Source organism: Streptomyces sp. SAS_272, assembly GCF_052543235.1.
Genome location: NZ_JBMNDR010000048.1, coordinates 1 through 13,940 on the forward strand (window position 1 = coordinate 1; position 13,940 = coordinate 13,940).

Annotated in this window: 13 protein-coding genes; 9 read left to right on the plus strand and 4 right to left on the minus strand. The window is 70.0% G+C overall.

Annotated features, from left to right (window positions below; all coding sequences use genetic code 11):
* Positions 1-62 precede the first annotated feature (62 nt).
* Entirely contained in the window at positions 63-293 is a 231-nt protein-coding gene (locus ACN6LD_RS25075) for a DUF7455 domain-containing protein (RefSeq protein WP_057575406.1), read from the minus strand.
* Positions 294-738: 445 nt separating this feature from the next.
* On the opposite strand from ACN6LD_RS25075, the gene ACN6LD_RS25080 reads away from it, so the two are divergent.
* The 6 genes from ACN6LD_RS25080 to ACN6LD_RS25105 all read left to right on the plus strand — a co-directional run bounded on the left by ACN6LD_RS25080 (position 739) and on the right by ACN6LD_RS25105 (position 7,660).
* Positions 739-2,859: a DNA gyrase/topoisomerase IV subunit B gene (locus ACN6LD_RS25080; RefSeq protein WP_319187296.1), complete on the plus strand. Its 2,121-nt coding sequence runs from the start codon at positions 739-741 to the stop codon at positions 2,857-2,859.
* A gap of 209 nt (positions 2,860-3,068) precedes the next feature.
* Positions 3,069-3,596, plus strand: a complete 528-nt coding sequence (locus tag ACN6LD_RS25085; RefSeq protein WP_445044332.1) for a DUF1453 domain-containing protein — start codon at positions 3,069-3,071, stop codon at positions 3,594-3,596.
* On the plus strand, positions 3,593-4,744 hold the full coding sequence (locus ACN6LD_RS25090) for a sensor histidine kinase (RefSeq protein WP_445044333.1): 1,152 nt from the start codon (positions 3,593-3,595) through the stop codon (positions 4,742-4,744). The genes ACN6LD_RS25085 and ACN6LD_RS25090 overlap by 4 nt, the downstream gene beginning before the upstream one ends.
* A complete protein-coding gene (locus ACN6LD_RS25095; protein WP_319187301.1) occupies positions 4,741-5,430 on the plus strand; it encodes a response regulator transcription factor in 690 nt (229 codons plus the stop codon). Before ACN6LD_RS25090 ends, ACN6LD_RS25095 begins: the two co-directional genes overlap by 4 nt.
* Before the next feature lie 71 nt (positions 5,431-5,501).
* Positions 5,502-6,071 (plus strand): DUF485 domain-containing protein, encoded by a 570-nt coding sequence (locus tag ACN6LD_RS25100; protein ID WP_319187302.1) that lies wholly within the window; start codon positions 5,502-5,504, stop codon positions 6,069-6,071.
* Positions 6,068-7,660 (plus strand): solute symporter family protein, encoded by a 1,593-nt coding sequence (locus tag ACN6LD_RS25105; RefSeq protein WP_319187303.1) that lies wholly within the window; start codon positions 6,068-6,070, stop codon positions 7,658-7,660. The genes ACN6LD_RS25100 and ACN6LD_RS25105 overlap by 4 nt, the downstream gene beginning before the upstream one ends.
* Before the next feature lie 76 nt (positions 7,661-7,736).
* Here the strand turns inward: ACN6LD_RS25105 and ACN6LD_RS25110 are convergent, their stop codons facing one another.
* Entirely contained in the window at positions 7,737-8,429 is a 693-nt protein-coding gene (locus tag ACN6LD_RS25110) for a response regulator (protein ID WP_319187305.1), read from the minus strand.
* A 161-nt stretch (positions 8,430-8,590) separates the two neighbouring features.
* Between ACN6LD_RS25110 and ACN6LD_RS25115 the strand changes: the two genes are divergently transcribed.
* The 3 genes from ACN6LD_RS25115 (at position 8,591) to ACN6LD_RS25125 (ending at position 11,450) form a co-directional block, all read left to right on the plus strand.
* The gene (locus ACN6LD_RS25115; RefSeq protein ID WP_319187307.1) at positions 8,591-9,406 is read left to right on the plus strand and encodes an ABC transporter ATP-binding protein; all 816 of its coding nucleotides are present in this window, start codon (positions 8,591-8,593) and stop codon (positions 9,404-9,406) included.
* The gene (locus tag ACN6LD_RS25120) at positions 9,396-10,262 is read left to right on the plus strand and encodes an ABC transporter permease (RefSeq protein WP_445044334.1); all 867 of its coding nucleotides are present in this window, start codon (positions 9,396-9,398) and stop codon (positions 10,260-10,262) included. The genes ACN6LD_RS25115 and ACN6LD_RS25120 overlap by 11 nt, the downstream gene beginning before the upstream one ends.
* Positions 10,263-10,388: 126 nt before the next feature.
* Positions 10,389-11,450 carry an ABC transporter substrate-binding protein gene (locus ACN6LD_RS25125; RefSeq protein WP_445044335.1) on the plus strand — a complete coding sequence of 354 codons (1,062 nt, stop codon included), beginning with the start codon at positions 10,389-10,391 and terminating at the stop codon, positions 11,448-11,450.
* A 42-nt stretch (positions 11,451-11,492) separates the two neighbouring features.
* Here the strand turns inward: ACN6LD_RS25125 and ACN6LD_RS25130 are convergent, their stop codons facing one another.
* Entirely contained in the window at positions 11,493-12,173 is a 681-nt protein-coding gene (locus ACN6LD_RS25130; protein ID WP_319187312.1) for a response regulator, read from the minus strand.
* On the minus strand, positions 12,170-13,876 hold the full coding sequence (locus tag ACN6LD_RS25135; protein WP_445044337.1) for a sensor histidine kinase: 1,707 nt from the start codon (positions 13,874-13,876) through the stop codon (positions 12,170-12,172). Before ACN6LD_RS25135 ends, ACN6LD_RS25130 begins: the two co-directional genes overlap by 4 nt.
* Positions 13,877-13,940: the final 64 nt, after the last annotated feature.

Sequence of the window (13,940 nt, forward strand, 5' to 3'; positions counted from 1 at the left end):
GTCAGGGGCGGCCGCCCGTTCGCCGGCCTGTGCCGACTCTGGCTCGTCGTGGACGCGTCGGATCAGCGCTCTTCTTCCAGGGCGGACGCCGGAACGGTAGTCAGTCGCTCCGTCTCGTCCTGTATCTCAGCGGCGATCTTCTTGAGTTCCGGCTCGAACTTGCGGCCGTGGTGGGCGCAGAAGAGCAGTTCTCCGCCGCTGAGCAGCACGACGCGTACGTACGCCTGGGCGCCGCAGCGGTCGCAGCGGTCAGCGGCCGTCATCGGGCTCGCGGGGGTCAGAACAGTAGTCACGTCGCCTCTTCTCTAGCTCGACGAGCTGTCGTACCAGGGTCAACATCCAACCAGCCCCAAAACGTTCCCGCTCGTGGCTTGTCCTCGAAAAAATCTTTCCGAGGTGGCCGTCTGCTGCCGGTTTGGCGGCGAATGTGCCGTATTGCGTGGTCTGTAATGCTTACGGTTTCGCACTGTCGGTCGTGGTTCGATCCTCCCGGCTGGCTTGCCGGTTTGTTCATGAGGACGTGCCCGGAGCCTAAATGGTTCATGCCCCGAAGGGAACGTGATATGTACTTCACTCCAACGAGGGATCGAACACGCATGCGACGCTGGACTAGTCTGAGTTTCGGGCGAGGGTGGCGTTACAACGGCTCTACCAGGCCTCGGTACCCTCTTGGCGGCTACCCGAGCCGCGCCCTTACCCAGAAGGGCCCCAAGTGAAATTCAGCGAGGAGCGAACCGCGTGACCGCCGAAACGTCCGTGCCGTCCACAGCGCTGCTGGCAGGAGCAGACCGGGACGGTTCCAACTACACCGCGCGGCACCTGCTCGTCCTCGAGGGCCTCGAGGCCGTGCGGAAGCGCCCGGGCATGTACATCGGCTCGACCGACAGTCGCGGCCTGATGCACTGCCTGTGGGAGATCATCGACAACTCCGTCGATGAGGCCCTGGGCGGGTACTGCGACCACATCGAGGTGATCCTCCACGACGACGCCTCGGTGGAGGTCCGTGACAACGGCCGGGGCATCCCCGTCGACGTCGAGCCCAAGACCGGTCTGTCCGGCGTCGAGGTCGTCATGACCAAGCTGCACGCCGGCGGCAAGTTCGGCGGCGGTTCCTACGCCGCCTCCGGCGGTCTGCACGGCGTCGGCGCCTCCGTCGTCAACGCCCTGTCCGCCCGGCTCGACGTCGAGGTGGACCGAGGGGGCCACACGCACGCGATCGGCTTCCGGCGCGGAGTCCCCGGCGCCTTCGCCGCGGACGGCCCCGACGCCAAGTTCGAACCGGGAGGCCTGCGCAAGGTCAAGCGGGTCGCCAAGAACCGCACCGGCACGCGCGTGCGGTACTGGGCCGACCGGCAGATCTTCCTCAAGGACGCGAAGCTCTCCCTGGAGCACCTGCACGGCCGCGCCCGCCAGACCGCCTTCCTGGTCCCCGGCCTGACCATCGTCGTCCGCGACGAGTACGGTCTCGGCGACGGCGGCAGCAAGGGTGAGGAGTCCTTCCGCTTCGACGGCGGCATCAGCGAGTTCTGCGAGTACCTGGCCACCGACAAGCCGGTCTGCGACGTCCTCCGCTTCACCGGGCAGGGCACCTTCAAGGAGACGGTGCCGGTCCTGGACGAGCACGGGCAGATGACGCCGACCGAGGTCACCCGCGAGCTCGGGGTCGACGTGGCGCTGCGCTGGGGCACCGGCTATGACACGAACCTCAGGTCGTTCGTCAACATCATCGCCACGCCCAAGGGCGGCACGCATGTGGCCGGATTCGAGCAAGCCGTCGCCAAGACGATGAACGAGGTGCTGCGCGCCAAGAAACTGCTGCGCGTCGCCGAGGACGACATCGTCAAGGACGACGCCCTGGAGGGCCTGACCGCCGTCGTCACGGTACGTCTGGCCGAACCCCAGTTCGAGGGTCAGACGAAGGAGGTCCTCGGCACCTCGGCCGCGCGGCGCATCGTGAACACCGTGATCTCCCGCGAACTCAAGGCGTTCCTGACCTCGACCAAGCGCGACGCCGCGGCACAGGCCAGGGTCGTGATGGAGAAGGCGGTGGCCGCCGCGCGGACGCGCATCGCGGCCCGGCAGCACAAGGACGCGCAGCGTCGCAAGACGGCGCTGGAGTCCTCGTCGCTGCCCGCGAAGCTGGCCGACTGCCGCAGCGACGACGTCGAGCGCAGCGAACTGTTCATCGTCGAGGGGGACTCGGCGCTCGGCACCGCGAAGCTCGCCCGGAACTCCGAGTTCCAGGCGCTGCTGCCGATCCGGGGCAAGATCCTCAACGTCCAGAAGTCGTCCGTGACGGACATGCTCAAGAACGCCGAGTGCGGCGCGATCATCCAGGTCATAGGGGCCGGTTCCGGGCGGACGTTCGACATCGACGCGGCCCGTTACGGCAAGATCATCATGATGACGGACGCCGATGTGGACGGTTCCCACATCCGCACCCTGCTCCTGACGCTGTTCCACCGCTACATGCGGCCCATGGTCGAGGCCGGCCGGGTGTTCGCCGCGGTTCCGCCGCTGCACCGCATCGAGCTCGTCCAGCCCAGGAAGGGCCAGGACAAGTACGTGTACACGTACTCGGACCGTGAGCTGCGCGACAAGCTGATGGAGTTCCAGAGCAAGGGCGTCCGGTACAAGGACTCCATCCAGCGCTACAAGGGTCTCGGCGAGATGGACGCCGACCAGCTGGCCGAGACCACGATGGATCCGCGTCACCGCACCCTGCGGCGTATCAACCTCTCCGACCTCGACTCGGCCGAGCAGGTGTTCGATCTGCTCATGGGCAACGACGTGGCCCCGCGCAAGGAGTTCATCTCCAGCTCGGCCGCGACGCTGGACCGGTCGCGCATCGACGCGTGACCCCCGCGTCCGCGAGGACGCACCCGGTTCGAGCAGCGCCAACACGGGGCTGACCCGGGCTTCTCCACCCTCAGGTGGAGAAGCCCGGCCCGCAGGGTTCCACCCATGATCCACCCTGGCTCCGATCTGCGGGCCGGCGTGTTTCCGTAGCGTCGAAGGCGTCGGCAGCGCTGGCTGCCGGCCTCCCCTTTCCGCTCACGGAGGCTGTGATGTCCGGACTCCTCAACGCGATGGCGATCGCGGCAGTGATCGTTCTCGTGATCGTTCGGCAGTTCCGGGCCGGCCGTGTGGAAGCGGATCGGCGATGGTGGCTCCTGCCCGGCATCCTGGCGATCGCCGCGCTGCGCGAGCCCGACCTTCTCGACGCTCGCCACTCCACCACGTCCGTCCTGGTCCTCGGCGCCGAACTGATCGTCGGCCTGGCCATGGGGGCCGCCTGGGCCCGGACCACCCGCATGTGGGTCGAGGCGGACGGCTCGGTGTGGAGCAAGAGCACGAAGGCGAGCGCGGCCGTGTGGCTCGCCGGCATCGCCCTGCGGTTCGGCCTCTTCGGACTCGGCGCGCTGACGGGCGTCCACCAGCACGGTTCGGCCCTGATACTGGGGCTCGCGGCCACCCTGCTGGTGCGCTCCGGGCTCCTGGCCCGGCGGGCGCAGACCCTGTTCAGGCCCGCCCCGGCGCAGGTCACGGCTTACGGTGACCGCGTGCCCCGGTCCGCGAGGAAGGAGCGCGTGTGACGGAGAACGTCTGGACCCGCTGGCCGTCGCGAGAGGCGCTGAGCCCCCAGGCGATCACCCGGCCCAGGCGGCTGCTCGCCTGGGGAGTGCGGCTGCTGGTGCTCGTCGCGCTGGTGTGGGGCGCCCTCCACGACAGCCGCGTCCACGGGTGGGCCGGGGTCGCCGGGGCGGTCGGGCTGCTCGTGGCCGGGGGGCTCGCGTGGGCACTGTTCCGGACCACGCTGGAGCACCGGCTGTGGCCCTCCCTCGCCCTCCTCCTCGCGCTGCTGCTCCTGGCCGCCGGGGCCGAGGCCGCCGGACTGCGATCTCCGGCCGTGGTCCTGTGCTGTGGCGGCGCCGTCGTGGCTCTGGAGCGGCTGCCCCTGGCCGCCGCCGTGCCCGTCGCCTCGGTCGGTTTCGCCGCCTTCGCCGTGTTCGACGACGACCGGGGGACGGTCTCCGCCTCCGTCATCGCGGGCATGGCCCTCGCCGGCTACGCGCTGCGGCTCGACGCCGAGGCCAGAGGCGCAGCACAGCGCCTGCTCGCCCAGGAGCGGGCGGCCCGCGCGGCCGAGGCCGAGTCCGCCGCGCTCGCGGAGCGGGCCCGCATCGCCCGGGAGATCCACGACGTGCTCGCCCACAGTCTCTCGGCGCAGCTGGTGCACCTGGAGGCGGCCCGGCTGCTGATCGAGCGGGGCGCGGACCGCGAACAGATCCTCGAACGGGTGGTGGCGGCACGCGGCATGGCCCGCGACGGTCTCGAGGAGACCCGGCATTCGCTCTCCGCGCTGCGCGGTGAGACGACACCGCTGGAGGAGTTCCTCACCGGCCTCGTCGGCGCGTCCGACGGCGCCGAGGTCACGGTCGCCGGCGAACGCGTACCACTGCCGGTCGAGGCCTCCCAGGCCGTGCGCAGGGTCGCCCAGGAAGCGCTGACGAACGTGCGCAAGCACGCACCGGGCGCGAAGGTGAGCGTGCGGCTCGAATACCGTCCGCACGAAGTCACTCTGGACGTGCGGGACTCGGGCGGCTCGCCGGGCGAACTCGCCGAGGCCGGAGGCGGGTACGGTCTGCTGGGTATGCGTGAGCGCGCCGAGCTGCTGGGCGGCTCGCTCACCGCAGGGCCGCACGAGGAAGGGTTCGTGGTGACGCTGAGGGTGCCCGTATGACCGGGGAGCCGGAGAAGCCCGCCAGGGTGGTGGTCGCGGACGATCAGACCGTCGTCAGAGAAGGCATCGTGATGCTGCTCGGGCTGCTGCCGGGAGTCGAGGTCGTGGGCGCCGCGGGAGACGGCGACGAAGCGGTGCGGCTCGTCGCCGAACTCGCCCCCGACGTGGTGCTGATGGACCTGCGCATGCCCCGCTGTGACGGTGTGGAGGCGACTCGGCGCATCACGGAGAGGTATCCCGGCACCCAGGTCGTGGTACTCACCACGTACGCGGACGACGACTCCCTGTTCCCGGCGCTCAGGGCCGGAGCGCGGGGATACCTCACGAAGGACGCCGGCGGGGACGAGATCGTGCGGGCCGTGCGCAGTGTGCTGTCCGGGGACGCCGGCCTGTCGCCGAGTGTCCAGCGCAGGCTGCTGGAGCGGCTGTCGGCGCCCGAACCCGAGCCGACGGGGCCCGCCGTCGCGCCCGACGGGCTCACCAGCCGGGAGGCGGAGGTTCTGGTGCTGATCGCCGAAGGCCTCAGCAACCCGCAGATCGCCCGCAGGCTGAGCGTGTCCATCGCCACGGTGAAGACGCACATCAACAACATGTTCTCCAAGACGGGACTCAAGGACCGTGCTCAGGCGGTCAGTTATGCGTACCGGAAAGGGCTGGTGCGGCCGCCCGCAGCTGGATCGGCCTGATGGTCACCTGATGGAGTGAAGTGTGCGGGGAAGAAGAGTCACGGATCTTCCCGTTCTGTCCATCCTTGGGCATGCAGTCAAGCAACGGTTGCGTCCGCACCGGCGGGGACGATCCCGAGACCGGCGGCGCCACGCCCCATGCGCGCGAGCCCCATCGAAGCCAGGAGCAGGCGTACCCGGAAGCGACGGGAGAGGTGCGCTACGACGACCCGTGGTACGAGGCGCTCGCCTCGGGCTGGGGCGAGTCGGCCGCGGTGAGCGTGCCCCCGACCCAGATTCCGGCGGCGCGCGCGACCGGTGCCGCGGCGACAGCCGAGATCTACCTCCAGGTGCAGCGCAGTCCGGCATTCCAGGAGGTGCGCAGCCGGTATCGGAGGTTCGTCGCGCCCGCCGCCGTCGGGTTCTTCGTCTGGTACGTGGCGTACGTCGTGACGGCGACGACCGCGCCCGAACTCATGGCGCGACCGGTGGTGGGAGCGGTGAACGTGGCGCTGCTCGCCGGGCTGGGACAGTTCCTGAGCACGTTCCTGCTCACCTGGGCCTACGCGCGGCACGCACGGCTGCGCCGCGACCGTGCGGCGCTCGAACTGCGCTGGGACACCCAGGAACTGACCCGCGGAGCCCGCGGCGGTGCGTCGTGACCGGCAACCACCAGACGCTCGCGTTGATGCTGTTCAGCGTCTTCGTCGCGGTGACCTTGGGGATCACCACCTGGGTGAGCCGCAACCGGCATGGTTCTGCGGAGGAGTTCTACGCCGGCGGGCGGCTGTTCTCCCCCATGGAGAATGGTTTTGCCATCGCCGGCGACTACATGTCGGCCGCTTCTTTCCTCGGAATCTCCGGACTGATCGCGCTCTTCGGCTACGACGGCCTGCTGTACTCGGTGGGCTTCCTCGTGGCCTGGCTGGTGGTGCTGTTCCTGGTGGCCGAACTGGTGCGCAACTGCGGCCGGTTCACCCTGGCCGACGTGGTCGCGGCGCGGATGAGGGAGCGGCCGGTCCGGATCGCGGCGGGAACCTCCTCGGTCACCGTGTCCGTTCTCTATCTGGTGGCGCAGATGGTCGGCGCGGGCAGCCTGGTCGCGCTGCTCCTCGGAGACACGGGGGAGGCGGCCCGGTCCTGGGCCGTCATCGGAGTGGGTGCGCTCATGGTCGTCTACGTGTCGCTGGGAGGGATGCGGGCCACGACGTGGATCCAGATCGTCAAGGCGGTTCTGCTGCTGGGCGGCACCGTCACACTCACCGTGCTCGTCCTCGTGCGCTTCCACGGCGACTTCGACCAGCTGCTGCGCACGGCCGCCGAGCGCAGCGGGCACGGCGACGCCTTCCTGGCGCCCGGGCTGAAGTACGGCGGGGACTGGACGGCGCGCTTCGACTTCATGAGCCTCGGTCTCGCGCTGGTGCTGGGCACGGCGGGGCTGCCGCACATCCTGTCCCGCTTCTACACCGTGCCGACCGCGCAGGCCGCCCGGCGGTCGGTCGTCTGGTCGATCGGGCTCATCGGCGGCTTCTATCTGATGACGATCGTGCTGGGCTTCGGCGCGGCGGCGATCGTCGGCCCGGACGCGGTCCGCGGCTCGAATGCGTCCGGGAACACGGCGGTGCCCCTGCTGGCCCTCGATCTGGGCGGCGGCCCCGACTCAACCGGCGGCACCGTCCTGTTCGCCGTGGTGGCGGCCGTCGCCTTCGCCACGATCCTCGCGGTCGTCGCCGGGATCACGCTGGCCTCCTCGGCGTCGGTGGCGCACGACCTCTACGCCTCCCTGCGTCGCCGGCGCTCCCGGCCCCGCAGCGAGGTGGCCGTGGCGCGGGTCGCCGCCGTCGGAGTCGGAGCGGTCGCGATCGCCCTCGGCCTCTTGGCCCGTGACCTCAACGTCGCCTTCCTGGTCGGACTCGCGTTCGCCGTCGCGGCCTCCGCGAACCTGCCCGTCCTGCTGTACTCGCTGTTCTGGCGGGGCTTCACCACGCGGGGCGCCGTGTGGGCGGTGTACGGCGGGCTGATTCCGGCCCTGGCGCTCGTGGTGTTGTCGCCGGTGGTGTCGGGCAGCCCGGGGGCCCTCTTCCCGGCGGTGGACTTCCAGTACTTCCCGCTGGAGAACCCCGGCCTGGTCTCGATTCCGCTGGGCTTCCTGGCGGGCTGGCTGGGCACGGTCACGTCGGCCGAGGTCGCGGACGAGGCCAAGCACGCGGAGGCCGAGGTGCGGTCGCTGACCGGGGCGGGCGCGGCGTAACGACCGGGCGTGGGGAGCGAGGCGGCCGGAGCTGTGCCGTGCGCCGTCGTACCGCAGCACAAGGGCCCGGGCCGGTCTACGGAGCGACCCACGCGTACCGGTGCTCGGGGCGGCCGGTGTCGCCGTACTTGAGGGAGAGGTGCAGCCGGCCGGCCTGCTCGAGGTGGCGCAGGTAGCGCTGGGCGGTGGAGCGGCTCAGGCCGGTCTCGGCGGCGACCTCGTGGGCCGAGAGCGGATGGTCGGCGCGGTGCAGCACTGCGCAGATCAGGTCGGTGGTGGGTTCCGAGTGCCCGCTGGGCAGGCCGGGGGACGGGGGCGCGGGCGTGGTGCGCAGCGCACTGAAGATCCGGTCCACCTGGTCCTGACCGGCGACCCCCTGGCCACCGACCCGGTCCACCGTGCGGCGCAGGGCGGCGTACGAGTCGAGGCGGGTGCGCAGCGCCGCGAAGGTGAACGGTTTGACCAGGTAGTGCAGGGCGCCCAGCCGCATCGCGGTCTGCACCGTCGCGACGTCGCCGGCCGCTGTGATCATGATGACGTCCGTGCCGTGGCCCTGCTCCCTCATGCGGTGGACGAGTTCCAGCCCGGTTCCGTCGGGAAGGTAGTGGTCGAGCAGGACAAGGTCGATCCCTCCGCGCTGCACCGAGGCGAGCCCCTGGGCGGCGCTGTGCGCGCGGGCGGCGACCCGGAAGCCGGGAACCTTCCCCACGTATTTGGCGTTGATCTCGGCGACACGGAAGTCGTCGTCCACCACCAGGACGTCAATCATCGGGCCTCTCTCCGTCAAGGCCAGGCGGGCGATGTGCCCGTGTTTCGGCTTCGTTGTTCTAGCGTGCTCTAAACGAGCACAACAGGTCCTTGCAAGCAAAAGAAGCGCATGCGCCCAGAAGGCTGCTCCAGCTCCGCCGCTCGCCTCTACCGTCCCCGGCCATGAGCGCACACACCAGCCCCGCCATCGAGCTGCGGGGTGCGAGCAAGGTCTTCAGGACCCCGTCGGGGGTCCCGCACACCGCGGTGCGGGACCTCGACCTCACCGTCGCACGCGGTGAGTTCGTGGCCGTCGTCGGACCGACGGGCTGCGGTAAATCGACCACATTGACCCTGGTCAGCGGGCTGGAAGAGCCCACCCGGGGCGAGGTGCTGGTCACCGGTCGGTCCGTGAGCGGCGTCGGCGACAAGGTCGGCTTCGTCTTCCAGCAGGACGCGACCTTCCCGTGGCGTACGGTCCTGTCCAACGTCATGGCCGGGCCCCGTTTCCGCGGTGTGCCCAAGGCGGAGGCGAAACGCAGGGCCCGTGAGTGGCTGGACCGGGTGGGACTCGCCGCCTTCGAGGACCGCTATCCGCATCAGCTCTCCGGTGGCCAGCGCAAACGCGTCGCCCTTGCCGCGACCTTCGTCAACGACCCCGAGATCCTGCTCATGGACGAGCCGTTCTCGGCGCTCGACGTGCAGACCAGGGCCCTGATGTCGGACGAGCTCCTCGAACTGTGGGAGGGCACCGGCGCGTCCGTCGTGTTCGTCACCCACGACCTGGAGGAGTCCATCGCGCTGGCCGACAGGGTCGTCGTGATGACCGCCGGTCCCGCCACCGTGAAGCAGGTCTTCGACATCGACCTGCCGCGGCCGCGCAAGGTCGAGTCGGTGCGCCTGGAGCCGCGGTTCATCGAGATCTACCGCGAGATCTGGGAGTCCCTCGGCGAAGAGGTCCGCATCACCCGCGAAAGAGGTGCCGCACATGTCGCCTGACGTTCTCAGCACGCCGGTCGTCGACACGGCGAAGGTGCCGCCGGACCGCGCCCACTCTCGCGCGCGCGCCGCACGCAGGCGCAAGGTCGTCGTGATGGCCTCGAGAGCACTGCTCCTGGTGGCGGTGCTCGGTCTGTGGGAGGCGCTCTCCCGGGCCGAGGTCATCGATCCGTTCAACTTTTCGATGCCCACGAAGATCTGGGACCAGATCTACACCTGGGTAACGCACGGAACCGCTCTCGGTTCACTGGGCGAGCAGATCTGGTACACGCTCCACGAGGCACTGCTGGGCTGGGTCTTCGGTGTGGCCGCGGGCGTGGTGTGCGGGATCGCACTCGGGCGGATCGCCTTCCTCGCCGACGTCCTCGGTCCGTACATCAAGGTGCTCAACTCCATACCGAGGATCGTGCTGGCCCCGATCTTCGTGATCTGGTTCGGCCTCGGCCCGGCCTCCAAGGTCGCCTCGGCCGTCGTCCTGGTGTTCTTCCCGGTCTTCTTCAACGCCTTCCAGGGCGCTCGCGAGGTCGACCGCAACCTCGTCGCCAACGCCCGCATCCTCGGCGCGAGCGACCGCAGGGTGACCCTTCAGGTGGTCATCCCGTCCGCCACCTCCTGGATCTTCACCAGCCTGCATGTCAGCTTCGGCTTCGCCCTCATCGGCGCCATCGTCGGCGAGTACATCGGCGCGACCAAGGGCATCGGCCTCCTTGTCGCGCAGTCGCAGGGCACGTTCAACGCGGCCGGCGTGTACGCCGCCATGGTCATCCTCGCCGCCGTCGCCCTGGTCGCCGAAGGGTTGCTGACCTTCGCAGAGAGCCGCATCTTCCGCTGGAAGCCGGCCGGCTCCGACAGCTGACCCCTCGTTGAACGATCCCTCCGAGAGCTTGGTCCTGCAGCCGGCCTCTCGTTGAACGATCCTCCGAGACTTTCGTCCCATCGCCGCACCCTCGGCACCGCCTTCTCACAAGGACGTGAACCCGCCATGCGCACTACCGTCAGATACTCGGCCCTGGCCGCCGCCGGCCTGCTCGCCCTCACCTCACTCACCGCCTGTGCCAACGACGCGGCGAGCACCGCGTCGACCGGCTCCGGCAGCAAGGGGGACGGCAAGGGGACGAACGTCAAGATCATGGTCGGCGGCCTGGACAAGGTCATCTACCTGCCGGCCATGCTCACCCAGCGGCTGGGTTACTTCGACGCCGAAGGGCTCGATGTCGAGCTGCTGAGCGAGCCGGCCGGGGTGCAGGCCGAGACCGCGCTCGTCTCGGGCCAGGTCCAGGGCGCCGTCGGCTTCTACGACCACACCCTCGACCTCCAGGTGAAGGGGAAGGACGTGGAGTCCGTCGTGCAGTTCTCGCATGCACCGGGCGAGGTGGAGATCGTCTCCGCCAAGGCGCAGGGCGACATCGACTCGCCCAAGGACTTCAAGGGCAGGAAGCTCGGCGTCACGGGCCTCGGCTCCTCCACCGACTTCCTCACCAAGTACCTCGCCGTCAAGAACGGCGTGAAGGTCAGCGACTTCACCCCGGTCGCCGTCGGCGCGGGACCGACCTTCATCGCGGCGCTCCAGCAGGGCTCCATCGACGCCGGGATGACCACCGACCCGACCGTGGCGACCGTCCTCGACAAGAAGGCCGGCAAGATCCTCGTCGACATGCGCACTCCGAAGGGCTCCGAGGAGGCGCTCGGCGGACCGTACCCGTCGTCGAGCCTGTACATGCAGACGGACTGGGTCAACGACCACAAGGACACCGTCCAGAAGCTGGCCAATGCATTCGTCAAGACGCTCAAGTGGATGTCCACCCACAGTGCGTCCGAGATCGCCGAGAAGATGCCGGCCGACTACTCGCAGGGCAACAAGCTGCTCTACTCGGTGGCCATAAAGAACACGCTGCCCATGTTCACCGTGGACGGTGTGATGCCCCAGAACGGGCCCGAGACCGTCGAGAAGGTCCTCAAGGCGTTCAACCCGACCATCAAGAACGCCGAGGTCGACCTGGACAAGACCTACACGACCGAGTTCGTCGCCAAGGCGACGGGCTGACGGCACAGCAGCCGACGGGCCTCGTCCGGAGGACCCTGCCCGTCAGGCGCGGGTCGCCCACACGTAACGGTGTTCCGGGCGGCCCGCGTCGCCGTACTTCAGGGTCAGCCGGGCCCTCCCCGTGCGCTCCAGGAGCTTCAGATAGCGCTGGGCGGTCTGCCGGCTCACCCCCGTCCGGTCGGCGATCTCCTGGGCTGACAGCGGCCCTTCGGCGTTCATCAGGGACTGCCGCACGAGTTCGGCGGTGGTGGGGGAGTGCCCCTTGGGCAGACCGGGCTCCGAGGGGGCGGACAGCGCGCCGAAGATGCGGTCGACGTCGGCCTGCTCGGCCTCGCCGCCGCCGTCGAGCGTGCGGCGCAGGTCGGCGTACGCCTCCAGCTTGCCGCGCAGACCGGCGAAGGCGAACGGCTTCACCAGGTACTGCAGTGCGCCCTGGCGCATCGCGGCCTGCACGGTCGAGACGTCCCGCGCGGCGGTCACCATGATCACGTCTGTCTGGTGGCCGCGCCGGCGCATCTCCTGGACGACCTCCAGCCCCGTGTCGTCCGGCAGATAGTGATCCAGCAGGACGAGATCCAGGTGCGGCAGCAGCTCCATCTGGCGCAGCGCGTCTGCGGCGCTGTGTGCCTCGCCGGCGACGTGGAAGCCCGGGACCTTCTCGACGTAGGCGGCGTTGACCCGGGCCACCCTGGTGTCGTCGTCCACGACCAGTACCTCGATCATCGTGTCTCCTCCTCGACGGCGCCGAGCGCCTGTGCGGCGGGCACGGGTTCCGGATGCCGCAGAGGTTCGGGAGGCCGCACGGGTTCGGGATCCGGCTCGGTCAGCGCCTCCGGCAGGACGATGGTGAACTCGGCGCCCCCGCCGGCCGCCTCGCCGACCGTGGCGCTGCCGCCCTGTCGTTCGGCGAGCCTGCGCACCAGCGAGAGCCCGATGCCGCGCTTGCCGTGCGCAGGCGGTTTCTTCGTCGACCAGCCCTCGGTGAAGATCGACTCACGATGTGCGTCGGGGATGCCGGGCCCGGTGTCCCGCACCCGCAGGACCGCAGTACGGCCCTCCGTCCGCAGCTCGACCTCCACGCGCGCGTGCGGAGTGCCCGCCACGGCGTCGAGCGCGTTGTCGACGAGGTTGCCGACGACCGTGACCAGCCCGCGCGGATCGATCAGCCGGTCCGGCAGCCGGGTCCGGTCGGAGACCCACAGGGCGACGCCCCGCTCGGCCGCGACGGTCGCCTTGCCGACCAGCAGGGCGGCGAGCAGAGCGTCCCCGATCTTCTCCGTCACCTGTTCAGCGGTGGCCCGGTGGTCGCCGACCACCTCCCCCACGAAGTCGACGGCGTCTTCGAACATCTCGAGTTCGAGCAGCCCGAGCAGGGTGTGCATGCGGTTGGCGTGCTCGTGGTCCTGGGCGCGCAGCGCGTCGATGAGACCGCGGGTCGAGTCGAGCTCCCGGCCGAGTTGTTCCAGCTCGGTGCGGTCGCGCAGGGTCGCCACGGCGCCGCCGTCGTCGGTGGGCATCCGGTTCACGACCAGGACGCGCTGGCCGCGTACGGCGATCAGGTCCGTGCCGGTCACCCGGCCGGCCAGGACGTCGGCTGTACGTCCCTCGCCGAGCGCCTCGTCGGGCGGCATGCCCACCGTCTCGTCCCCGATGCCGAGGAGACGCTGGGCCTCGTCGTTGAGCAGCCGGACGCGGCCGGCGCGGTCCAGGGCCACCACACCCTCCCGGATGCCGTGCAGCATCGCCTCGCGCTCGGAGAGCAGCGCGGAGATGTCCGAGAAGGCCAGGTCGCGGGTCTGCCGGTGGAGCCGCCGGGAGATGAGCCAGGCGGCCAGCGCCCCGACGGCGAGAGCACCTCCGGCGTAGGCGAACAGACCGGGGATGGCGTGGATGAGCCGGGCGCGCACGCTGTCGTACTCGATGCCGACCGAGACCGCGCCGATGATGGCGCCGTCGGCGTCGCGCAGGGGGACCTTGCCGCGGGCCGAGCGCCCCAGGGTGCCGCTGTCGATCTCCATGACGTCCTTGCCCGCCAGGGCCTGGCTCGGGTCCGTCGAGACATGGCCGCCGATCTGATCGAGGTCGGTGTGCGACCAGCGCGTGCCGTGGCGGTCCATCACCACGACGTACTCGGCGCCGCTGGCCTTGCGGATCTGTTCGGCCTCCCGCTGTACGGGGCCGTCGACCGACGGCCGCGTGCTCTGCAGATCCTCGGCGATCTGGGGCATCGCAGCGGTCGTCTGCGCGATGGCGAGGGCGCGGCGCATCGCCTGGTCGTCCAGCTGATTGCTGAGCGGAGCGAGGAAGAGTCCGGTCGCGAGCACCACGACACCCGCGGCGATCGCCAGCTGCATGAGCAGGACCTGCGAGAACATGCGCCGCGGCATTCCGAGGCGCAGCCGCCGGGCGGGGGGAGTGGGGCTCATACCCAAGACGGTACGTGGGCGGACCCGTGCAGCCGAAGGGGCGGGTGAGGTGGATCTCTTGACC